Here is a 23,050-nt window from a genome sequence, read left to right on the forward strand (position 1 = left end):
GGAGTCAGCGATATGACCACTTTCAGTCCTGTTGTCACCGACGCCCTGTCGGCACCCTGGTGGGTAGCCCTGCGGGAAGGGCGGTTGCTCGTTCAACGCAACCCCGTGTCAGGCGCGTGGCAGTGGTACCCCCGGGACCATTGCCTTGATGATCTGTCGATCAAGCCCGAATGGGTGCAAGTCTGCGGGCACGGCAAGGTGTTTACCTATTCGGTTATCCACCGTGGGCATTCGCGGCTGGACGCGCCCTATGTATGCGCCTTGGTCGAACTCGAAGAAGGCCCACTGATGCTCTCGCAACTTCACGGCAAGGCGGTCGACGAAATCACCGTCGGCATGAACGTGTCGGTTGCGTTCATTGAAACGGATTCAGCCACCTCATTGCCGGTTTTCCGCCCAAGGAGCCACTCATGAGTTCCACCCTCTACTTCGACGACCTGGCCGCTGCTCAGTCATTGGTGTCGTCCCGTATCACGTTGACGGAAACCCACATCGTCCTGTTCGCCGGGTTGACGGGCGATTTCAACCCGTTGCACATGGATGAAGAAGCTGCGCGTGAGGGCACCTTCGGGCGCCGGATCGCCCACGGCATGTTGGCTCACTCCATGAGCACCGGACTGCGCTCGAGTATCGATGATTGGGCGATCATCGCGTTTCTCGAAACCCGTCGCCGATTCGTCGCGCCAGTGTTCGCAGGCGACACGCTGCATTACGTGGCTGAAATCGAAGACTTGCGCAAAAGCACTTCAAACCCTTCGCGGGGCATTGCCAGAGTGAAGCTGCGTCTGCTCAACCAGAGCGGTGAAGTGGTGCAGGAAGGCGAAGACGTATTTGCGGTCGCCTGCCGCACCGGGAGCGAATCATGAACACACGTCTGGAAGGGCATGTTGCGTTGATCACCGGTGGTGCTGGCGGCATTGGCTCGGCCATTTGTCAGCGCCTGGCGCAAGAGGGTGCAGCGGTCATCATTGCCGACCTCGGCCCCGGAGCCGCCGAGCTGGCTCACTCCCTGACCACTCAGGGCTATCAGGCGACAGCAGTCAATCTCGACGTTTCGAGCCGTGACAGTTGGACTGCGGTCATGGCTGATCTGCCGCCGGCCTTCAAAGCCGTCGACATTCTGGTGAACGTGGCAGGCATCGTGCGTGATAGAACGTTGATGAAGATGACGGATGAAGACTGGGACGCGGTGATCGACGTCAACCTGCGAGGCTCCTGGATGGGGTGTCAATTCGGGTTGGCGGCGATGGTCGGGCGCGGTTGGGGCAGGATCATCAATATCGCTTCCACGGCGATCCTCGGCACCTACGGTCAGTCGAATTATTCATCGGCCAAGGCGGGCGTGGTGGGTTTGACTCACACCGTCGCTCTGGAGGCCGCGCGCCACGGCGTATTGGTCAACGCCGTGGCGCCCGGGATCGTCGAGACGTCTATTCTGGCGAGTGTGCCAGAGGAGATCAGGGCGCGCTGGATCGCAAAAATGCCACTGGGCCGGCCTGCACAACCCGCAGAAATCGCCTCTGTCGTGGCGTTCCTCGCCTCCGACGATGCCAGTTACATGAGCGGGCAAGTTCTCATTGTCGACGGCGGCGCAACGACAGGCGATTACTGAACCACAGAAACACTGCTATCCACTAACAATAATTACGCTGCAACAGGCGAAGGGGCATCGATATGGTCGAATTTACACGGCGCAGATTTTTGCAAGCGAGCGGTATCGCAGGTGCAGGTTTAGCAGCAGGATTGATTCGTCCGTCGTTCGCTGCCGACGAGTCGCTGTACGCGGCTGCGCAGAAAGAAGGTGCACTCAACCTTTACTGGGGCTCTTACGAACAAAGGACCATTGAAGCCATCCGCGACGCGTTCACCCGGCGCTACCCGGGGATCAAAGTCAACCTGCTGCGTCAGGCATCGCAGACGATCTACACCCGGTTGCGTCTCGAACTGCAGAACAATGCGCCCAACTGCGACTCGCTGGGCAGTACCAACATTCTTCACTACCTGGAGTTGAAAAAGATCGGCGCGTTGATGCCCTACAAGCCGGCAGGTACGGAATTTCTGCCGCAGGAATTCCAGGGACTGGACAAGGACGACACCTTCCAGGTCGGCGCCATCAGCCTGACCAGCCTGAATTTCCAGTCGGATAAAGTCACATCAGCGCCCACCTCATGGGAGGCTGCACTGGACGCTCAATGGGCTAACAAGCTGACGGTCGGCAGCCCGTCCTTCTCGGGGGATGTCGCTTCCTGGGTGGTAGCGATCCGTAAAAAGTACGGCGACCATTACCTCAAAGAACTGGCGAAGTTGAACCCCAAGGTCGGCCAGTCGAACGTGGATACTGTCACCGATATTCTGTCAGGCGAGCGCCTTGTGGGTCTGGGTGCGCCATTCAGTTATTCGCTGACACAGAAGGCGGCTGGCAACCCAATAAACGTAGTTACCCCGACCGACGGCACTATCCTCAACCTGGGCTTGAGTGCCATTCCACTGAAAGCCCCACACCCGAATGCGGCGAAGCTGTTCTCCGACTTTTTGTATGATTCTGAAGTCTCGCAAATCCTGGCGGCAAACTTCTGGCCGACATTGCGCACTGACGTTCCATGGGCCGAGGGCCGCAGTCTGTCCCAGTTAACCTGGTATCGCAATCCACCTGAAGACCTGGCGGCCGAAGTCGCTGAAGGTATCGCCAAGTGGAAAGACATCATCGGTTGAACCAATACCCGCCGGGCCGAGCGGCCTGGCGACGGTAGATTCAGGAGTGACCCCTTTATGGGCGTTTTTGCGATAGGCACTTCCTCGGCGACCGTTGGCGCCGAGATTCGACGACACCGACCCTGGGTGCGCTGGACAGTGGTGACCGTGGTTCTGGCGGCGCTGTTCTTATTGGTTGCGCAACCGGTCGGCTGGATTCTGTTCAACAGCGTACACGAGGACGCCACGCAACAATGGACGCTGAACAATTACGTGCGCCTGGTGACTGCCAAAGGCATGATCCAGCCGATCATCAATTCGATTATTTTGGCGTTTTCAACCGCAGCGATCTCAACATTGCTAGGTGTTCCGCTGGCCTGGCTGGTGGCGCGTACCAACATGCCCGGCCGGGGGCTCATCAGGATGCTCACGCTGGGGGCGTTCGTGACCCCCTCGTTCATCGGTGCACTGGGGTGGATTTTGCTCGCGGCACCTAACGCCGGTTGGCTGAATACGCTCTATCGACAAATCTCGGGCGGCGATTTGCCCCTGTTCAACATCTACTCCATGAGCGGCGCAATCTTCGTCTGCGCCATCTATACCGTCCCGTATACCTTCACCATCGTCGCCAGTGCGCTCGATGAAATGGCGGTCGAACTGGAAGACGCGGCGACGACCCTCGGCGCCAGCATTCTGCGCACAATGTTCAGCGTGACCATTCCGATGGTGATGCCTTCGGTTATCGTCGGTTTCATTCTGTCCTTCATTCAGGGGATGACCCTGTTCGGTGTTCCAGCGTTTCTGCTCACACCTTCAGGGACATCGGTCGTCACCACCAAACTGGCCGAGTTCTATCAGTTGTTCCCGCCCGAGCTATACATGGCGGCGGCGTATTGCATGCCGCTTCTGTTGCTCACTGGTGGGTTGTTCTGGGTACGCAAAAAAATGCTTGGCCGCAGACGTTTTGTGATGATCGGTGGCAAGAGCCGGGCGGGGCGCAGCATCGATCTAAAAGGCTGGCGCTGGGCCGGGTTGTTGTTCGCGCTGATTGTTCCGGTGACGGCGGTGATCCTGCCTTACTTCGCCTTGATCGTCGTTTCTCTCTCCAAAGCCTGGGGGCAGGGGCCATCGCTGAACAACCTGACGTTTCACTGGTATCGATGGGCAATTCTGGAGAACGCTGAAACTCAGGCGGCGATTATCAACTCATTGGCCTACGCCGCCATCGGCGCCAGTATTTGCGTCCTGCTCGGAACCCTCATTGCCTATATCGTCGAACGCCGCCTGGTCGCGGGCACGACCATTATCGCAGCGTTGACCAATCTGCCGATCATCATCCCCGGGATTGTGTTGTCGGTGGGTTTCTTCGCCGCCTATACCCAGCCACCCCTGAGCCTTTACGGGACCTCGGCGATCATCATTGCGGCGTTCGTCGCGACGTTCCTGCCCATCGCTTATTCGCATGGCGGGGCAATGCTCAAGGGCATCAGCCCGGACCTGGAGCGGGTCGCACGGATACTGGGCGCCAGTGAGTCAAAGACATTCACCAGTATCACGGCTCCGCTGATGAGATCCGGGCTGATCTCCGGATGGCTGTTGGTGTTTATCCCCGTGATGCGGGAGCTCTCAGTCGCGGTGTTCCTGATAACGCCCAGCACTAACGTCATGACGACGTTGATTTACAACTACAAGGATGGCGGCAATTACGAGGCGGTGGCTGCCGCTAGTGTCTTGCTATTGGTTGTCACCATGGTGGTGGTGGCGATCGCTCAAATGCTCAGCGTGAAGCTGGCGAAACATAAACGTGCCAGTGTTGAAACCGGAGTCGCCCAATGAGCCAGATTCAGATCCGTGATTTGCAAAAAAGCTTCGGCCAGTTCCAGGCGCTGAAAGGTATTGACCTGACCGTGGAGGATGGAACGTTGCTGGCGTTGCTTGGCCCTTCCGGCTGTGGCAAGTCAACCACACTCCAGTTGCTGGCCGGTTTCGAAACACCGACCGCAGGTGAAATCCGCGTCAATGACCGGGTCATTTCCAACCCGCAGGGCGTGGTTCCTCCAGAGCGCCGGGATATATCGCTCGTCTTTCAAAACTACGCGGTGTGGCCGCACAAAACCGTGGCCGAGAACGTGGCGTTTGGCTTGCAGATTCGTAAGGTGCCGCGTGCTGCACTGCAAGAAAAGCTCACTAAAACCCTGAAGACCGTCCATCTCGACCACCTGGCTGACCGCTATCCCTCCGAGCTGTCGGGTGGGCAACAGCAGCGTGTGGCGCTGGCGCGGGCGCTTATTGTCGAGCCGAGCATTTTATTGCTCGACGAACCGCTGTCGAACCTTGACGCGCACCTTCGGGAAGAAATGCGCTTCGAAATCCGGCGAGTGCATGACTTGCTTGGACTGACGACGGTCTACGTCACCCACGATCAGGGCGAGGCATTGGTGACGGCCAACCAGGTGGCGGTGATGAATGGAGGCAGCGTGCAACAACTGGGTTCGCCGAGGGAGATTTTCGAGCTGCCAGCCACCGCGTTCGTCGCGGCGTTCATCGGCAGCAATAACGTGATCAAGGGCGTGTTGACGGGGCCCGGCACATTGCGCTTTGGAGAACAGTCGCTGGTGGGGGTGGACCGCAGTGGTGCCAGTCCTGGCGCAGAAATCACCCTGTGTATCCGTCCGTCCAAAGTGCGGATCGTCGGGCCAAATCAAGGCGTGACCAATGTGCTGCCCGGCACGGTGCTGCGCACGGCGTACCTCGGAGAATATTGCGACGTATTGATGGACATTGGCGCTGGCGTTTCGGTGCGCGCCTTTACGCCCCCGACGGTCGACTCTCGGGTAGGGCAGGTCGTGCTGCTGCATTTGCCAGAACAGGATTGCCACCTGCTGCCTTCCGGAGAACGGGTTAACAGTTAAACCGGCAGGGCGGCAGCGGTCGTCGAGCGGTAAGTACTCAATAAAAGGCCAGACAGGATTCAACTATGAAAATTGAAGAGAGCGCCGAGATTGTTCGGTTACGACGAGGGAGTGTTGAATGGGTCATTTTCAATCGACCTCACGCTTTGAACGCGATGTCGCCTGCAATGGAAGAGGCGTTGACCGGGACTTTTCAAGAGCTGGCACGCGATGCATCAGTCAAGGCGCTGGTGCTGACCGGCGCAACGGGAGCGCGCCCCTCCTTCATGGCGGGGGCAGATTTCGGCGCTCTGGAGGATGCGAAAACGACAGCTGAATTTCTTGAACTCGAAGGTCACAGTGAAACGCTCATCCAGTCGCTCGAAGCGCTGACATTTCCGACCGTTGCCGCTATCGCAGGGCCTTGTGTGGGTGGGGGCGCACTTATCGCGGCTGCTTGTGACGTGCGCATCATCAGCCGTTCAGCCAGGTTTGGATTTCCCATTGCACGAACGGTTGGCAACTGCCTCAGCGCTCTAAACTACCAGCGTCTTGTCGATTTGTTCGGCACATCCATGACAAAAGAAATGGTGTTCAGCGCGCGCCTGCTGGATGCCTCGGCGCTGATGGCAAGCGGGGCGTTCAGGGAGCTGGTTGACGAAGACGCGTTGGAAGTTGCGGCCGAGCGCGTAGCTGAACACTTGGTGCAGCTTGCGCCACTGACGCTATGGGCGACCAAAACTACGTTACGGCGACTTCGAGACGCCCAAGTGGCAAATGTCGAGGACGAGGACGTGTTGTTGCGTTGCTACCACTCTGCTGACTTTCGTGAAGGCGTTGCAGCGTTTCAGCAAAAACGTCCACCAGAGTGGAAAGGGCTTTAGCACAACTTTGCGGTGTAATGAAACACCGATGCTGTCGCGTTACCTAGATAGAAAGCTCTGACGCTTGCATGACCAGACGGTTTCTCGAATATAAATATTAATTGTTCGCTGGCAACTTCAGTTGCCAGATAGGGTGAAGTCATGTCGATTAAATCTGAAATACCCAACAAAGGGCCTCTAAGCGGTATACGTGTCATTGATGCCACGCATATGTTGGCAGGGCCTTATTCCACCTGGCTACTCGCGATGCTCGGGGCTGATGTAATCAAGATCGAGCGCCCGAAAGGAGGGGATTACACCCGAGGCGTTGCGCCGTTCAAAGACGAGGAAAGTATCTACTTCAACAGTGTCAACCGGAACAAACGCAGCGTCGCGCTGAACTTGAAAGAGGAAGAGGGCAAAGCTGTTCTGCGCCAATTACTGACGACGGCCGACGTGTTTATTGAAAACAACCGAGCAGGGGCAATGGAACGTTTGGGGTTTGGTTATGAAGCTGTTAGTGAGTTGAATCCGCGGCTGGTGTACGCCGCAATTTCAGGTTTTGGACAGGATGGTCCTTACAAGCACTTGCCTTCTTTTGATGTAGTCGCCCAGGCGATGTCCGGCATGATGAGCATTACCGGCGAAGAGTTCGGGCCACCTGCACGGGTGGGTATTTCGCTGGGCGATATCGGGTCGGGATTATTCACTGCCGTGGGTGTACTGGCGGCGTTGGTGGGCAGGGGGCAAGAGGGCGAGAGGGGCACTTTTATCGATATTTCGATGCTCGATTGCCAACTGGCAATGATGGAAAACGCGGTTGCGCGCTTCCTGCAGGTAGGTGATCTTCCTCGCCGCCTAGGCAGTCGCCACGCGTTGATTGCGCCGTTCCAGGCCTTCGCCACCGCCGACGAACCGATTGCCATCTGTGTTGATACCGAAGAGCAGTGGCAGCGGATGTGCATTGCGATGCAGCGACCTGAATGGATCGATGATCCGTTGCTGCGTGACGGCCCGCTGCGCGCGCAGAATCATGCTCGTCTGGAGCCATTGATGATTGCCAGATTGCAACAGAACGGCCGTGAGTTCTGGATGGCGACACTTCAGGCGGCCGATGTGCCCTGCAGTCCGATCAACACGGTGGCCGAGGCAATCGCCGACCCGCAAGTGCAATATCGCGGCATGATTGTCGAGGTGCCGGCCCAATCCGGAAATTGCTACGTGAAGCACCCAGTCCATATGCCATACACCGACATGGTAGAAGAGAAGCCGTCACCAGGCTTGGGCGAGCATAGTGTCAGCGTTTTGCGGGAGCTTGGGTATTCAGATGAACAGATCTCTGCTTTCAAATCTCGAGGAGTGATCTGATCTTTAATGGTAGCCGCACAACTCCGAAGTCCGAGATGCTGTGGAGTTGCACAAGTTGGTTGACCCTATGAAGGTGGCGAAGTCTCTGTCGCCACATACGCTGAAAAAGGCATCATCGACTCGGTTGGTGGATGCTCCTAGGTTGAGGGCAATACCGCACCGAGTCGATCACCCAACAGGTTCCATGCGCGCGTCTTCTCTTCGGCATAGTGATGCTGCTGGTAATGGAGCCTCACCCACGAGCCTGCATCATGGTCGCGCTCGTGCGACGCAGGTCATACGGCGTCCAGTCGCCGTTTTGGCCGTCGGCAAGGACTAGGGTGTCGTCGTGACGCCGTCTCGAGAGGGCCTTGCGGTTTTTGAACTGGGCCTGGCGATCGACGACCTGTTTACTCACCACCTTTACGTCCATATGCCCATCATCCTGTTTGTTCGGAAAGCACCACTGGGAGTCTCCCGTCAGGGGCTTGGGTTCCTGAAAGAAATTCAGGGCGAAGGGGGAGAGGAAGATATAGTGGTCCTGTTTCTTACCCCTGGAGCCGTTGACGTTTTCAGTGGGGAGGGACCACGTTCGCCGCTCCAGATCGACATTTTTCCATTCGGCCTGCAGCAACTCGCCAATCCGGCACAGCCCAGGCTGATCCAGAGCGCGAGCTGCGTTTCCTTCTTTAGCGGCCGAATGCCGTTGTATTTTTGGCCCGCGGGGAGGGCGTCGTAATCGGCGGTCATTTGCTGGAAGCGGTCGTGCAGCTCCAAGAGCTCATCCGGGGAAAGGATGCGGCTTCTTTCCGCTTCGTAGTCGGCAGGGATCAATGGGAATATGTCGACCAGTTCAGTCGGATCGCCCTCGATCAATAAGACCCGCCAGGGCTGACGTTTTCTGGCCCGGTTGAACATCGGGTTGAGGTCGGCGAAAAAGCTGACGGCTTGACGGTGAGCGCCGCGGTTGACCACGGTGCGGATCAGCGCCCGAATATCGTGTTCGGACACACTACTCACCGCTGTTTTACCGAGTGAAGGCTATAAGTCCTTATTAAAACAGCGTTGTAATTCGGCATTGTTACGGGTCTTGCGGATGTCCGTCAGGGATTTGCGCGGCCAAGACCCGCAGCAGTGTTCTTTGTTCTGCTCGCCCCACCGATAGCGATAGATAAAGCTGACCGACACACCGTCCTTGCGGACTCAGATTCGACCGGCCAAATTGCCATCCTCCCGTAGGATCCGGTCGGCATCGTTGGCAGTCAGCGACTCGAGTTCTTTGATGGTGATTTAGGCCATGAAATGGACTCCCCTACGTTTACCCCAAAGCCACTGGCTCTTAGTGGAACTCTTCCTTTTTGTGTGAGCTGACGCCCGCTTTTGCAACGTCTAAGTTTTCTGCGGTTCACCCCGTTTCTGCCAAGCGTCAGACTGTCGTCCGATCCGTTACCAATCCGGAAAACTCCTGCATTGCATCCAGCAGCGCCTCCAAGAAATACGCCTTCGACGCCCGATCGCAGAGGGTGTGCAAGCTCGCCTGCTGCACCGTACTGGAGTTGATCACGATCACGTTTATCCGCGCCGCGGACGTCTGGGCCACCGTACCCGGGCCGAACGCCAACGGGCTCAAGTCGACGCCGCAGAGTTTGGCCATCACCTTGCTCAAGTGTTCGCCCGCTAGTTGAAAGCAGACGTGGCTGTCCTGACGCGGCAGCAGATAGTTGGCCTGGTGGTCCAGTTCCCACCGGGCTTCTTCGTCGGCGATGCGTTGCCCCTGATCCTCGGGGCTGCCCAGCAGCAGGTACTCGGTCTGGGACAGGCGCGCTACCTGACTGCCATCGGCTTGAATCACCGCACGGTTGGGCGCATCTGGCAGGACGAAGCCGCGGCTGCGCAGGTACTCGGCACTGTGGGCTCCGCGGAAACCGACCCGCGGCAGGTCGGTCAGGTCCGCCAGGCGGCACCCCGGCAACGGTGCCAGGGCTTGCCGGGCGATGCTGTGTTGTTCTCTCAGACTGGTCATGACTCAAAGCTCCTGGCGTTGGTTGTCGGGATCGAAGAAGGGCAACTGCACCACCTCGGCCTGGACCACGATGCCGCCTTCGACGCGGATCGGAATCCGTTGCCCAGGCGTGCTCTGGTCGATGCCGGCATAGGCCAGGCCGATGATCTTGCCCAGGGAGGCGGAATACTCGCAGGAGGTAACGTTGCCGCTGATGTCCGGGCCGTTAAGGACCAGATGGCCTTCCAGCGGTTGCAGGCTGCCTTTGGGCAGGCTGAAACCCACCAGTTTGCGTTTCAGTGGCTGGGCTTCGAGGATGTCCACCGAGCGGCGGCCGACGAAGAACGGCTTGGTGCGACTGACCGCCCAACCCATGTCGATTTCCGCCGGGTGAGTCATTCCATCGGTGTCCTGACTGATGATCACGTGGCCTTTTTCCATACGCAGCAGGCGCTGGGTTTCGACGCCGAAAGGGCGGATGTCATGTGCTTTGCCGGCCTCAATCAGTGCGTCCCAGAGCTTGAGCCCGTGACGCGCGGGTACGTGGATTTCATAGCCCAGTTCGCCGACAAAACCGACTCGCAACAACCGGGCCTTGATGCCGGCCACGGTGCCCTGGCGAACGCCCAGATAAGGGAAGGCATCGGCGCTCAGGTCGAGGTCGGTGCAGACCTGTTCCAGCACCTTGCGCGAGTCCGGCCCGGCGACGTTGACTGCACAAATGGCCGCAGTGACGTTGGCGACATCCACGTCGAGGCGCCATTGCGCGTTCCACTTAAGCATTTGCTGATAGATCCGGTCGACACCGCTGGTGGTGGCGGTGACGTAGAAATGGTTCTCGGCAAATCGCGCACAGACACCGTCGTCGATCACCACGCCGTGCTCATTGGTCATCAGCGCATAACGGGAGCGGCCGATCGGCTGCTTGAGAAAGGCGAACGTGTACATCCGATTGAGCAGTTCGGCCGCATCCGGGCCGCGCACATCAAGGCCACCCAGGGTCGAGACATCGATGATGCCGACCTTGTTGCGCACGTGCAGGGCTTCCGCCTGCATGCATGTCTCCCGATCCTTGGCGTTGCCGTAGTAGGCCGGGCGTTGCCAGATTCCGGCGGGCATCATCTTCGCCCCGGCTTGCAGGTGCCGGGCATGCATCGGCGTTTGCCGGTACGGGTCGAATGCGCGACCGGCGACATGCGCCAGTTTTTCAGCCACAAACGGTGGTCGCGCAGTGGTTACGCCGGTTTCACTGATGTTGCGTTGGGTGGCCCAGGCCACCAACCGCGCGGTCGGCAGCGCTGAGTGACGACCTTGAGACGGGCCCATGCCGACGGTGGAGTAGCGCTTGACCAGTTGCACATCACGATAGCCGATCCGGGTGGCGTTGACGATGTCGGCTACTTGCAGATCCTCGTCGAAGTCGACGAAGTCCTTGCCTTTGGGGTGCGGGAAGATTGGCCAATTAAAGTTGACCCGAGCCTCGCCGTTGAATGGCGCACGTTGCGTGCCGACTGTCAGACCCAACGCGAGGGCGGCTTCGGCACCGGCATTCACACCATCGGCAATCACGTTATCCAGCTGGTGATGACCGTTGACCGAGCCGGCGACATTTAGATTCTTTGGTAGGCCGCTGAGAGTGAACTCGGCACGCTGATCGTCGTAGGCCAGTTTGCCGCCGGCCTGGCACAGCAATTGATAGACCGGCATGTAACCGGCGGACATACACAATAAATCGCACTTCAGGTGTTGCCCGCTCTCGGCGACCTGGCCTTGTGCGGTGATTTTGCGCACGTCGACGCCGTTGATATGGCGCATGCCTTTTTCGTGCTGGGCTTCATATACGGCGCTGTTGCTCTGATGGTAGATCTTGCGTTGCGCCAGTGCGCGCAGCAAGGATTCGTCCGAAGGACCATGGCGCAGATCCACCACCGCGGAGACCTCCACGCCCTGGTCATGCAGATCCAGCGCGGCGAGGTAACCGTCATCGTTGCCTGTCAGCACCACGGCGCGTTTACCGGGTTTGACTGCATACAGTTTCATCAGTCGTTGCGCGGCGCTGGTCAGCATCACGCCCGGCAGGTCGTTGTTGCGAAAGATCACCGGTTGATCGAAGGCCCCGCTGCACACCAGGCACTGGCGGGCGCGGACCTTGTACATCCGTTTGCCCTGAATGACCGGCAGGTAGTTGTCGGTGAACCAGGCGTTGCAAGTGGCTTCGGTCAGGATCTGGATATTGGCGTGTTGCTCTACCGCAGCGAGCAGTTCGCGGCGTAGGTTTTCAGCCCTGTTGCCTTCGATATCGAAGCGGGCATAGGTTAGCGAACCGCCGAGAACCGGTTGTTGCTCGATGAGCAACACCTTGGCCCCCGCGTTGGCTGCCGTCAGCGCCGCATGGAGCCCGGCGGGGCCTGCGCCGATGACTGCCAGATCGGTGAAAAGGTAGGCCTTGTCGTAGTACTCAGGCTGGAACTTCAGGTCCAGCACCCCGAGGCCGGCCTTCTTGCGAATCATCGGTTCCCAGACTTTCCACATGCCCTTGGGTTTGTAGAACGAGCGGTAGTAAAAACCCACCGGCATGAATTTCGAGAACTTGCCGAGGTAGGCGTCCTTGTCGTTATCCAGCGAGCCGTTGACGTTCTGCGCCGTCACCTGCAACCCAGCGGACAACGCGTGTGCGTCGGCCAGCACGTTGGGTTCTTCGGGCAACTGCACCAGGCTGTTGGCGTCCTGGCCGGCCATGGTCAGCGGGCCACGCGGGCGATGGTATTTGAACGAGCGGGAGATCAGGAAACGCCCGTTGGCCAACAGCGCGCTGGCGATGCTGTCGCCTTGCAAGCCTTGGTAACGGTCGCCGTCGAAACTGAAATCCAGCGGCTGATCACGGTCGATCAGCAGGCCCATGGGGGCGGGTAGGCGATTCATCCTGCGATCTCCTGGGGGGCGCTAAAGTCGACACGGGCGGTGAACAGTTCTTTGGGGTCGAAGGTCCGCAGGATTTCATCGCTGACTGTGTGACGCTCCGCCAGAAACCAGTAGCTGGAGGGCGTGTGCATCCACCACTCGCGCACCACGCCGGCGAGGTTGTCGGTGTTGAACACGTAGTCGGCCCATTCGACGTCGCTGCAACTGACCGGGTCAGGCATCGGCTTGAATTCACCGCCATAGGTGAACTCGCTGATATTGCGCGGCCCGTTGAGCGGGCAATTCATGATTTTCATAGTCCGCTCTCCGTCAGTGACTGGCCGCCGTGGCGCCCATTTCGTTGACTTGCTGGAAGGTCGAGAAACGTTCGAGGCCGAAGGGTTTGATCAGCTCCGGTACCTTGCCGCCGCTGGCCACCAACTCGGCCATGGTCTTGCCGCAGATCGGTGTGGCCTTGAAGCCCCAGGTGCCCCAGCCGGCGTCGAGGTAGTAATTCTTCACCGGTGACAGGCCCATGATCGGACTGTAATCCGGGGTCATGTCGGTGATGCCGGCCCATTGGCGCATCAGCTTGGCGTTGGCCAGGAACGGGAACATCTCGATCGCGTGGGCCAGCAAGCTTTCCTTCAAATCGAGCGTGGAGCGAGTATTGAATAATGGATAGGGATCGGAGCCACCGCCGAATACCACCTCACCACGGCTGGTCTGCTGCACATAGCAGTGCAGGGCGGAGGAACTCACCAGCGGATCGAGAAACGGTTTGAACGGCTGGGTGACCATGGCTTGCAACGGGAACGTCTGGATCGGCGAGCGGATCCCGGCCTTGGCCATCAGCAACGAACTGTGCCCGGCAATCGCCTGCACCGCGCAACCGCACTTGATGGTGCCGCGATTGGTTTTTACGGCAGTGATGGCGCCGTTCTCGATGATCAGGTCCTGGACTTCGGTGAGCTGGTGGATTTCCACACCGCGTTTGGCAGCCTGCTTGGCGTAACCCCAGGCGACCGCGTCATGGCGCGCGGTGGCGCCGTCGATGTGCCATAGGCCGGCGATGACCGGCAAGTGGCCGGGATCGAGGTTGAGGCTGGGCACCAGTTCGCGGATCTGCTGCCGGTCGATCATCTCGGTGCGGCCGCCAAAGTGTTTGTTGACCTCGGCGCGCTGCCGGAACGAACGCACCGTGGCATCGGTGTGGGCCAGGGTCAGCTGGCCGCGCTCGGAGTACATGATGTTGAAATCAAATTCGTTGGACAGCGACTGGAACATCCGCACCGACTCGGCATAAAAACGCACGCCTTCGCTGGTCAGGTAGTTGGAACGGATCACCGCGGTGTTGCGCGCGGTATTGCCTCCGCCCAGATAGGATTTTTCCAGCACCGCGATGTTGGTAATACCGTGGTACTTGGCCAGGTAGTAGGCGGTGGCCAGACCATGGCCGCCGGCGCCGATGATCACCACGTCATAGCTCGATTTGAGTTCCTTTGGTGGCGGCAAATCCACGTCCACCGGGTACTCCGAACTCAGCCCGTATTTCAATAGATTGAATGGCATAAGGCCTCCGATTGGCTGCGTAGGGCCTGGTGTTGCGCAAGGGCTGCGGTCACGGTGTTTTTCATCAGAAAGGCGATGGTCATCGGGCCGACACCTCCGGGTACGGGGGTGATTGCCGCGACTTGCGTCAGGGCGCTGTCGAAGTCGACGTCGCCTACCAGACGGCTACGGCCATCGTCCTCGATACGGTTGATACCGACGTCGATCACCACCGCGCCAGGCTTGAGCCAACTGGCGTCGATCAGTCTTGGGCGACCTACGGCGGCGATGACGATGTCTGCCTGCCGGCACAGGGCCTGCGGATCCTGGCTGCGCGAATGCAGGACGGTCACCGAGCAGTCAGCCTGCAGCAACAACGCTGCCATGGGTTTGCCGACGATATTCGAGCGGCCGATCACCACCGCGTGCTTGCCGCGCAGATCGCCGCAGGTTTGTTCCAGCAAATACAAACAACCACTGGGCGTGCAGGGCGCGAGTACGGTGCGTCCCTGGCTGAGGCCGCCGACGTTCTGACTGTGGAATCCGTCAACGTCCTTGTCCGGGGCGATAGCTTCCAGTGCGCGCAACTCATCGATATGAGCCGGCAACGGCAGTTGCAGAAGAATGCCGTGGATCGAGCGATCGGCATTCAATCGGGCGATCAGAATGAGTAACTGTTCAGTGCTGGTGTCCGTGGAAAGCCGATGTTCCAGCGAGCGGATACCCACCTCTTCGGCGCGCAGGATTTTGTTGCGCACGTAGACCTGGCTGGCCGGGTCGTTGCCCACCAGAATCACCGCCAGCGCCGGTTGAATGTCTTGCTCGCGCAGGCGCTCCACGTCCTTGCGGACCTGTACCAGGACACGGGCGGCGGTGGCTTTGCCGTCGATCAGTTTGTGTGCGTTCACCGGAAGATCACCGTTCTGTCCTGGTTGAGGAAAACCCGGTGCTCCAGGTGGTACTTGACCGCCTTGGACAGGGCCACGGTTTCGGTGTCACGGCCGGTGGCCACGAGATCGTCGGGCAGGTAGACGTGATCGACCCGCTGTACTTCCTGCTCAATGATCGGTCCCTCGTCGAGGTCGCTGGTGACGTAATGGGCGGTGGCGCCGATCAGTTTCACACCACGCTGGTAGGCCTGGTGATAAGGCTTGGCACCTTTGAAGCCGGGCAAGAACGAATGGTGAATGTTGATCGCCCGCCCCGAGAGTTGCTTGCACAAATCGTCGGAGAGGATTTGCATGTAGCGCGCCAACACCACCAGTTCGGTGCCGGTTTCGTCGACGATCTTCATCAGCTCGGCTTCCTGTCGGGCCTTGGTTTCCTTCGTTACCGGCAAGTAGATGAAGCGAATGCCCTCGCGTTCGGCCATGGGCCGCAGGTCGAGGTGGTTGGAGACGATGGCGGTGATGGTCATGTCCATCTCGCCCTTGTGGTAGCGGTAGAGCAGGTCGGTCAGGCAATGGTCGAACTTGCTGACCATCAGCAGCACACGCATCGGCTCGCGGGTGTCGTGCAGTTCCCAGGTCATGTCGAACGCTTGGGCGAGGTCGGTGAAACCGTCCTTGATCTGTTGCAGGTCGCCTTGGTGGCCATCATTGAAGCGGAACACTGCGCGCATGAAAAACCGGCCGCTGAAGTCGTCGTCGAATTGCGCCATCTCCCCGATGTAGCAACTGTTGTCCGCCAGATAGGTGGTGACGGCAGCGACGATGCCGGACACCGCGGGACAGGTGATCTTGATGATGAAATGGTTTTTTTCGTGTTGCATGACACGTCCTCGGGATGATGGCGGCAGCTCATCGCATAGCGAAAAAAATCATTAGTGGACAGCAGGCTCATCCATGAGCGAATTTTCTTGTAGGGAATAAATTATTCCTGTTTGTGGCTTTATAGGGGAATGGTCGCGCCGAGTCCAGAGCTTTTAAGAAAGTTTTTTAACTGACAGGAAAATACGCGAGGCCGACAGTGGGTCGGCCTCGAGGCAGGGCAGAGCGGGGGAAGAGGGGGCGTTATTCTTTGTCGGAACCGTAGTTCATGATCGACAGCAGGCGGATCGGCACCTGCACCAGTTGCTCGGGGCCGTGGGGGATTTCGCCTTCGAACGTCAGACTGTCGCCAGCTTCCATTTGGTACAGCTGATTGCCGTGGCGATAGATCAGTTCACCTTCCAGCAGGTGGAGGAATTCGGTGCCGGGGTGAGAGAAGGTCGGAAACTCCTCACTCGCGTCATCCATGCTGACCATGTAGGCCTCGAAGCTCTTCTTCGGCCCGCGGGTGTGGTTGAGCAGATGGTAGGTATGGCCTTTCTCGGTGCCACGGCGCACCACTTCCATGCCCTGATCAGCCTTGACCAACAGCGCACTACCGTCTTGTTGGTCGTATTCGCTGAACAACTTGGACAGTGGCAGGCCGAGCACATCGCATAGACGGCTCAGGGTATCGAGGCTGGTAGACACCTGGGCGTTTTCGATCTTGCTCAACATGCCCTGACTGATATCGGCAATCTTGGCCACGTCAGACAATTTCAGGTCCTGGGCCTGGCGCTGGCGCTTGATCTGCAAACCCAGATATTGCTCAAGCTTGAGGCGCGGGGCGGTTTCGGTCGACATAGTCATCAGATCCTGCACACTTTCCGTTCAGTAATATTAGTTTCGCACTGAGAAAGTGCAAATCGCGGCGTTCGGCTCGCATTCATCTTTGCAGTATTCCCACAGGGAAAAGAATTTTCCCATATATACAGCACAAAAGCGCCTTTCACGGCGTATCAGCGTTGCACTCGCGAATCTGGCAAGGGCCTTGCATTCCTGTTGGGAAACTAACTTTCTTTTTAGGAATAAAAAGACGGTCATGCCCAATCCAGAATGTTTTGCCTTTCGCGAGGAGTGACGAGCAATGTTGCCAGCAGAAACCCAGCGCATCATCGACAAGCACGGGATCAAGTACGTGCTTGCGCAGTTTGTGGATATTCACGGTGCGGCCAAAACCAAGTCGGTGCCAATCTGTGGGCTCAAGACCGTCGCTGAAGAAGGGGCAGGTTTTGCCGGGTTCGCAATCAGCGGCATGGGCATGGAACCCCACGGCCCGGACTTCATGGCTCGCGGCGACTTGTCCACCTTGACCCCGGTGCCGTGGCAGCCGGGTTATGGACGGGTGGTGTGCGTCGGCCACGTCGACGGCAAGCCCCATCCGTATGACAGCCGTTATGTGCTGCAGCAACAAGTGCAACGCCTGGAAGAAAAGGGCTGGACCCTCAACACCGGTCTGGAGCCCGAGTTCAACCTGATGCGCCGCGACGAGCAGGGCAAGCTGCAACTGGTGGACCTCAGCGATAACCTCGACAAACCTTGCTACGACTATAAAGGCTTGTCGCGCTCCCGCGTTTTCCTTGAGCGGCTGACCGAAGCCTTGCAGGCGGTGGATTTCGAGGTCTATCAAATCGACCACGAGGACGCCAACGGCCAGTTCGAAATCAACTACACCTACAGCGACGCCATGACCTCGGCGGATCGCTTCACCTTCTTCCGCATGGCTGCCGGCGAGATCGCGAACGACCTGGGCATGATCTGCTCGTTCATGCCCAAGCCTGACCCGAAACGCGCCGGCAACGGCATGCACTTTCACCTGTCGATCAGCAGCGCCGAGAACAAAAACCTGTTCCATGACGCCAGCGACCCCAGCGGTATGGGCCTGTCGAAACTGGCTTATCACTTTGCCGCCGGTCTGCTGGCCCATGGCCCGGCGCTGTGTGCCTTCGCCGCGCCGACGGTCAACTCCTACAAGCGTCTGGTGGTCGGTAATTCGTTGTCCGGCGCGACTTGGGCGCCAGCCTTTATCGCCTTCGGCGCCAACAATCGTTCGGCCATGGTGCGGGTGCCTTACGGTCGTCTGGAATTCCGCTTGCCGGATGCCGGCTGCAATCCCTATCTGGTCAGCGCCGCGATCATCGCCGCCGGCCTGGATGGCATCGATCGCCAGCTGGAAATCGACCACGTCTGCAATGAGAACCTCTACAGCCTGAGCCTGGAACAGATCGCCGCGCGGGGCATCAAGACCTTGCCGCAGTCGCTCAAGGAAGCCTGCGACGCGCTGGAAGCCGATCCGTTGTTCGCCGAGGTGCTCGGCCCGCAGATCGTTGGCGAGTTCATCAAGCTCAAGCGTATGGAATGGGTGGAATACAGCCGCCACGTCTCCGACTGGGAGATCCAGCGCTACACCGAATTTTTCTGACGCTGTGTTTTGACAACCATTCGGGCACCCGGCACGGCGTCGGGTGTTCACTGCCTCCGAAGGAGACTTGATATGTGTGGAATCGTAGGTCTTTACCTGAAAAATCCGCAGCTGGAGTCCCAGCTCGGCAAGCTGTTTGAACCGATGTTGCAGGCCATGACCGATCGTGGCCCGGACAGTGCCGGCTTCGCCATTTATGGCGATGAAGTGGCGGACGGTTGGGTCAAGCTGACCCTGCAGGCGACCACCGAAGGCTTCGATTGGAAAGCCTTGATGGGCGAACTGGAAGGGCGCCTCGGTTGTTCGCTGGACTGGTTCCAGAACGCCAGCGCCGCCGTGCTCAAGATCAATGCTGCAGAGGCGCCGGTGCGTCTGGCCCTCGCTGAACTAGCACCGAGCCTGCGCATTATGAGCGCCGGGCAGAGCATCGAAATCCTCAAGGGTATGGGCTTGCCTCAGGAGATTTCCCAACGCTTCGGCCTGGCCGGCATGAAGGGCAGCCACATCATTGGTCACACCCGGATGGCCACCGAAAGCGCGGTGACCATGGAGGGCAGCCACCCGTTCTCCACCGGCGCCGACTTGTGTCTGGTGCACAACGGCTCGCTGTCCAACCACTTCCGCCTGCGTCAGGAACTCAAGCGCGAAGGGATTCACTTCGAGACCGACAACGACACCGAAGTAGCCGCGGGCTATCTGACCTGGCGCCTGCAGCAAGGCGACTCGCTGAAAGAAGCGCTGGATCATTCGCTGGAGGGTCTCGACGGTTTCTTCACGTTCGCCATCGGCACACGCAACGGTTTTGCGGTGATCCGCGACCCGGTCGCCTGCAAGCCGGCGATCCTCGCCGAGACCGACGACTACGTCGCCATGGCGTCCGAGTATCAGGCCTTGTCGAGCCTGCCGGGAATCGAAAACGCCAGAATCTGGGAGCCCGCACCGGCCACCTTGTACATCTGGGAACGCGAAACAGCTTAAGGAGCGCACATGAAAACTATCGATCTTTCCACTGCCACCGTGCGTGACCTCAATCAGGCGCTGCACGATCAGGTCAATAACGTGACCGATCACGAGTGGCTGGTGACTCACTCCGATGGCAAGCACAACCTCGCGGTCGGGGTGAATGAAGCGGTGTCCATCGATATCCAGGGTCACGCCGGTTACTACTGCGCGGGGATGAATCAAAAGGCCTCGATCACCGTTCATGGCAACGTCGGTGTTGGTTGCGCCGAAAACATGATGTCCGGCTACGTTCGGGTCAAAGGCAGCGCCTCGCAGGCGGCAGGTGCCACGGCACATGGCGGCTTGCTGGTGATTGAAGGCGATGCCGGGGCACGCTGCGGGATTTCCATGAAAGGCATCGACATCGTCGTCGGCGGCAGCATCGGCCACATGAGCTGTTTCATGGGCCAGGCGGGTCGCCTGGTGGTCTGCGGTGATGCCGGCGATGCGCTGGGCGATTCGTTGTACGAAACCCACATCTACGTCAAAGGCTCCGTCGAGTCCCTGGGCTCGGACTGCATCGAAAAAGAGATGCGTGCCGAGCACCTGGAAGAGCTGCAAGGCCTGCTCAATCGCGCCGGTTTCGAGCATAAGGCGGCTGACTTCAAGCGCTACGGTTCAGCCCGTCAGCTGTACAACTTCAAAGTCGATAACGCGTCCGCGTACTGATCCAGGAGAACACGACATGAGTGAGAAAACTGCCCCGGTACTGCGCGAGTCAGCCACCTTCGACCGCCTGACCATCCAGGAAATCCAGCGTGCCGCGGAAACCGGCATCTACGACATTCGCGGCGGCGGTACCAAGCGCAAGCTGCCACATTTCGATGACTTGCTACTGCTCGGCGCCAGTGTTTCGCGCTACCCGCTGGAAGGCTATAGGGAGAAGTGTGGCACCGATGTAATCCTCGGCAACCGCTTCGCCAAGAAGCCGATTCACCTGAAGATTCCGGTGACCATTGCCGGCATGAGCTTCGGTGCGTTGTCGGCCAATGCCAAGGAAGCCCTGGGCCGTGGCGCAACCATCGCTGGCACCAGCACCACCACCGGTGACGGCGGCATGACCCCGGAAGAACGCGGCCAGTCGCAGCATTTGGTCTATCAATATTTGCCATCCCGTTATGGCATGAACCCGGACGATCTGCGCAAGGCCGACGCCATTGAAATCGTCCTGGGGCAGGGCGCCAAACCCGGTGGCGGCGGTATGTTGCTGGGGATGAAAGTCACCGAGCGTGTGGCCGGCATGCGCACCTTGCCGATCGGTGTCGACCAGCGCAGCGCCTGCCGTCACCCGGACTGGACCGGCCCGGATGACCTGGCGATCAAGATTGCCGAGCTGCGGGAAATCACCGACTGGGAAAAACCGATCTACGTGAAAATCGGCGCCAGCCGGCCGTATTACGACGTCAAGTTGGCAGTGAAGGCTGGGGCGGATGTGATTGTGCTCGATGGCATGCAAGGCGGGACGGCGGCGACCCAGGAAGTATTTATCGAACACGTGGGGATCCCGATTTTGTCGGCCATCCCGCAAGCGGTACAGGCTTTGCAAGAGATGGGCATGCATCGCAAGGTTCAGCTGATCGTTTCCGGAGGGATTCGCAATGGTGCCGACGTCGCCAAGGCGATGGCGCTGGGTGCGGATGCGGTGGCCATCGGGACGGCGGCGCTGATTGCCTTGGGCGATAACCATCCACGCCTGGACGATGAACTGAAGAAAATCGGCTCGGCCGCCGGTTTCTACGACGACTGGCAGAACGGTCGCGACCCGGCCGGGATCACCACACAGGACCCGGAACTGTCCAAACGACTGGATCCGGTGGAGGGTGGCCGTCGCTTGGCCAACTACCTGCGCGTCATGGTGCTGGAAGCCCAGACCATGGCCCGGGCTTGCGGCAAGTCGCATCTGCACAACCTCGATCCCGAGGATCTGGTGGCGTTGACTGTGGAGTCGGCGGCCATGGCCCGGGTGCCATTGGCGGGGACCAATTGGGTTCCGGGTTCCGGTACCGGTTACTGACAAAAAACTGTGGCGAGGGAGTTTGTTCGCGCTGGGCTGCGAAGCGGCCCCAAGAATCTTTGCGAGTGCTACGCACTCGAGCGCGAGTAAGCTCGCTCGCCACAGATTGAGGGGCCCGCCAAGAGGCCCATGAAATAACAACTGCTCGCTGCCAGACACTTTCCATTCCTTTGCAGGAGCTTTGAACATGGTCAATCGTCTTCTCGGCAAATCCCTTCTTGTCTTATTGGCGGCCGGCGCACTCGCGCCGCTAGCCCAGGCGGCCGACGCACCCACATTGAACACCGGCAGCACCGCCTGGATGGTGACCGCCGCGGTGCTGGTGCTGTTCATGTGTCTGCCGGGCCTCGCATTGTTTTACGGCGGTCTGGTGCGGGCGAAAAACATGCTCTCGCTGTTTACCCAGTGCTTCGGCATCGCCGGCCTGGTCGGCGTTCTGTGGGTGATCTATGGCTACAGCATGGTGGTCGATAGCACCGGCATGGTCGAGGGGCAGGTGACGTTCAACAGTTTCGTCGGTGGTTTGAGCCGGGCCTTTCTGGCCGGCATGACCCCGGAGAGCTTGGTGGGGGATATTCCGGAAGGCGTGTTCGTGACCTTCCAGATGACCTTCGCGATCATCACCCCGGCGCTGATTGCCGGTGCATTCGCCGAACGCATGAAGTTTTCGGCAGCGCTGTGGTTCATGGCGTTGTGGTTCACTCTGGTGTATGCCCCGGTGGCGCATATGGTTTGGGGTGGTTCGGGCGCTTTGATGCATAACTGGGGTGTACTCGATTTCGCGGGTGGTACCGCCGTGCACATCAATGCCGGTGTCGCCGCTTTGGCCGCGTGCCTGATTCTCGGCAAGCGCAAGGGTTACCAGAATACGCCAATGCCCGCCCACAACCTGAGCCTGACCATGGCCGGTGCGGCGATGCTCTGGGTTGGCTGGTTCGGCTTCAACATCGGTTCCGGTGGTGGCCTTAATGGCACTTCTGGCATCGTCATGCTCAACACTCAATTGGGTGCGTGCGCCGGCATTCTCGGCTGGATGTTCACCGAGTGGTTCAAGGTTGGCAAACCGAGTGCTTTGGGCCTCGCCAGTGGTGCCTTGGCCGGTTTGGTCGGCATTACTCCGGCGTGTGCGTATGTGGGCGTAGGCGGTGCGTTGGCCATCGGTCTGCTATGCGGGGTGTTCTGCTACTTGAGCGTCACTGTGCTGAAACGCCGCTTCGGTTATGACGACAGCCTCGACGTATTTGGCTTGCACGGCATCGGCGGAATGATCGGCGCGGTGTTGACCGGCGTGTTCTGCGTGCCGTCCCTGGGCGGGTTGGTGGAAGGCGTGAGCATGGGCGCTCAGGTCGTGGCGCAGATCAAGGGCGTGCTGCTGACGACGGTTTACTGCTTTGCCATCAGTTGGGTCATTCTCAAGGTGATCAACGCGGTCATAGGCTTGCGTGCCGATGAATCGGTGGAGGACATGGGGCTGGATCTGGCTGAACACAACGAGAGTGCCTACAACCACTGATAGTTACGATTGAACGACACGGCCCACCTTCGAGTGGGCCGTTTT

The 23,050-nt window shown here is 59.2% G+C and carries 20 protein-coding genes and 1 pseudogene; 13 read left to right on the forward strand and 8 right to left on the reverse strand.

Translation table 11 applies throughout. The features are described 5' to 3' along the window. Positions 1–12: 12 nt before the first annotated feature. The 8 genes from CKW16_RS16090 to CKW16_RS16125 all read left to right on the forward strand — a co-directional run bounded on the left by CKW16_RS16090 (position 13) and on the right by CKW16_RS16125 (position 7,813). The gene (locus tag CKW16_RS16090) at positions 13–414 is read left to right on the forward strand and encodes a Zn-ribbon domain-containing OB-fold protein (protein ID WP_095129239.1); all 402 of its coding nucleotides are present in this window, start codon (positions 13–15) and stop codon (positions 412–414) included. After that, the gene (locus tag CKW16_RS16095) at positions 411–866 is read left to right on the forward strand and encodes a MaoC/PaaZ C-terminal domain-containing protein (protein ID WP_095129240.1); all 456 of its coding nucleotides are present in this window, start codon (positions 411–413) and stop codon (positions 864–866) included. Before CKW16_RS16090 ends, CKW16_RS16095 begins: the two co-directional genes overlap by 4 nt. Next, entirely contained in the window at positions 863–1,612 is a 750-nt protein-coding gene (locus CKW16_RS16100; protein WP_218244078.1) for an SDR family oxidoreductase, read from the forward strand. The genes CKW16_RS16095 and CKW16_RS16100 overlap by 4 nt, the downstream gene beginning before the upstream one ends. A 62-nt stretch (positions 1,613–1,674) precedes the next feature. Continuing rightward, entirely contained in the window at positions 1,675–2,712 is a 1,038-nt protein-coding gene (locus CKW16_RS16105) for an extracellular solute-binding protein (RefSeq protein ID WP_095129242.1), read from the forward strand. 57 nt (positions 2,713–2,769) lie between these two features. After that, entirely contained in the window at positions 2,770–4,527 is a 1,758-nt protein-coding gene (locus CKW16_RS16110) for an iron ABC transporter permease (protein ID WP_095129243.1), read from the forward strand. Beyond that, positions 4,524–5,603 carry an ABC transporter ATP-binding protein gene (locus CKW16_RS16115; protein ID WP_095129244.1) on the forward strand — a complete coding sequence of 360 codons (1,080 nt, stop codon included), beginning with the start codon at positions 4,524–4,526 and terminating at the stop codon, positions 5,601–5,603. The genes CKW16_RS16110 and CKW16_RS16115 overlap by 4 nt, the downstream gene beginning before the upstream one ends. Positions 5,604–5,668: 65 nt before the next feature. After that, complete coding sequence (locus CKW16_RS16120; protein WP_095129245.1) at positions 5,669–6,466, forward strand: enoyl-CoA hydratase; 798 nt, start codon at positions 5,669–5,671, stop codon at positions 6,464–6,466. 141 nt (positions 6,467–6,607) lie between these two features. Beyond that, a complete protein-coding gene (locus tag CKW16_RS16125) occupies positions 6,608–7,813 on the forward strand; it encodes a CaiB/BaiF CoA-transferase family protein (RefSeq protein WP_095129246.1) in 1,206 nt (401 codons plus the stop codon). A gap of 65 nt (positions 7,814–7,878) precedes the next feature. Here CKW16_RS16125 and CKW16_RS16130 read toward each other — a convergent pair. From CKW16_RS16130 to CKW16_RS16165, 8 genes and pseudogenes are all read right to left on the reverse strand, one after another. Beyond that, positions 7,879–9,082, reverse strand: a pseudogene (locus CKW16_RS16130) (tyrosine-type recombinase/integrase). Positions 9,083–9,218: 136 nt separating this feature from the next. After that, positions 9,219–9,815 (reverse strand): sarcosine oxidase subunit gamma, encoded by a 597-nt coding sequence (locus CKW16_RS16135; protein WP_095129247.1) that lies wholly within the window; start codon positions 9,813–9,815, stop codon positions 9,219–9,221. A gap of 3 nt (positions 9,816–9,818) precedes the next feature. Then, on the reverse strand, positions 9,819–12,716 hold the full coding sequence (locus CKW16_RS16140) for a 2Fe-2S iron-sulfur cluster-binding protein (protein WP_095129248.1): 2,898 nt from the start codon (positions 12,714–12,716) through the stop codon (positions 9,819–9,821). Beyond that, positions 12,713–13,012, reverse strand: a complete 300-nt coding sequence (locus CKW16_RS16145) for a sarcosine oxidase subunit delta (protein WP_095129249.1) — start codon at positions 13,010–13,012, stop codon at positions 12,713–12,715. Before CKW16_RS16145 ends, CKW16_RS16140 begins: the two co-directional genes overlap by 4 nt. A gap of 13 nt (positions 13,013–13,025) precedes the next feature. Continuing rightward, positions 13,026–14,267: an FAD-dependent oxidoreductase gene (locus tag CKW16_RS16150; RefSeq protein WP_095129250.1), complete on the reverse strand. Its 1,242-nt coding sequence runs from the start codon at positions 14,265–14,267 to the stop codon at positions 13,026–13,028. After that, positions 14,249–15,154 carry a bifunctional methylenetetrahydrofolate dehydrogenase/methenyltetrahydrofolate cyclohydrolase FolD gene (gene folD / locus CKW16_RS16155; RefSeq protein ID WP_095129251.1) on the reverse strand — a complete coding sequence of 302 codons (906 nt, stop codon included), beginning with the start codon at positions 15,152–15,154 and terminating at the stop codon, positions 14,249–14,251. The genes CKW16_RS16150 and folD overlap by 19 nt, the downstream gene beginning before the upstream one ends. Further along, positions 15,151–16,017 carry a formyltetrahydrofolate deformylase gene (gene purU, locus CKW16_RS16160; RefSeq protein ID WP_095129252.1) on the reverse strand — a complete coding sequence of 289 codons (867 nt, stop codon included), beginning with the start codon at positions 16,015–16,017 and terminating at the stop codon, positions 15,151–15,153. The genes folD and purU overlap by 4 nt, the downstream gene beginning before the upstream one ends. Positions 16,018–16,258: 241 nt before the next feature. Then, positions 16,259–16,858: a helix-turn-helix domain-containing protein gene (locus tag CKW16_RS16165; RefSeq protein WP_095129253.1), complete on the reverse strand. Its 600-nt coding sequence runs from the start codon at positions 16,856–16,858 to the stop codon at positions 16,259–16,261. A 283-nt stretch (positions 16,859–17,141) separates the two neighbouring features. On the opposite strand from CKW16_RS16165, the gene glnT reads away from it, so the two are divergent. From glnT to CKW16_RS16190, 5 genes are all read left to right on the forward strand, one after another. Continuing rightward, positions 17,142–18,476 (forward strand): type III glutamate--ammonia ligase, encoded by a 1,335-nt coding sequence (gene glnT / locus CKW16_RS16170; RefSeq protein ID WP_095129254.1) that lies wholly within the window; start codon positions 17,142–17,144, stop codon positions 18,474–18,476. 72 nt (positions 18,477–18,548) lie between these two features. After that, the gene (locus CKW16_RS16175; protein WP_095129255.1) at positions 18,549–19,454 is read left to right on the forward strand and encodes a glutamine amidotransferase family protein; all 906 of its coding nucleotides are present in this window, start codon (positions 18,549–18,551) and stop codon (positions 19,452–19,454) included. Positions 19,455–19,463: 9 nt separating this feature from the next. Further along, complete coding sequence (locus CKW16_RS16180) at positions 19,464–20,147, forward strand: protein glxC (RefSeq protein ID WP_095129256.1); 684 nt, start codon at positions 19,464–19,466, stop codon at positions 20,145–20,147. A 16-nt stretch (positions 20,148–20,163) separates the two neighbouring features. Next, entirely contained in the window at positions 20,164–21,492 is a 1,329-nt protein-coding gene (locus CKW16_RS16185) for an FMN-binding glutamate synthase family protein (RefSeq protein ID WP_095129257.1), read from the forward strand. A gap of 187 nt (positions 21,493–21,679) precedes the next feature. Next, positions 21,680–23,005: an ammonium transporter gene (locus tag CKW16_RS16190; RefSeq protein ID WP_095129258.1), complete on the forward strand. Its 1,326-nt coding sequence runs from the start codon at positions 21,680–21,682 to the stop codon at positions 23,003–23,005. Positions 23,006–23,050: the final 45 nt, after the last annotated feature.

The sequence above is a fragment of the Pseudomonas sp. Irchel s3h14 genome, assembly GCF_900187425.1.
GTDB lineage: Bacteria > Pseudomonadota > Gammaproteobacteria > Pseudomonadales > Pseudomonadaceae > Aquipseudomonas.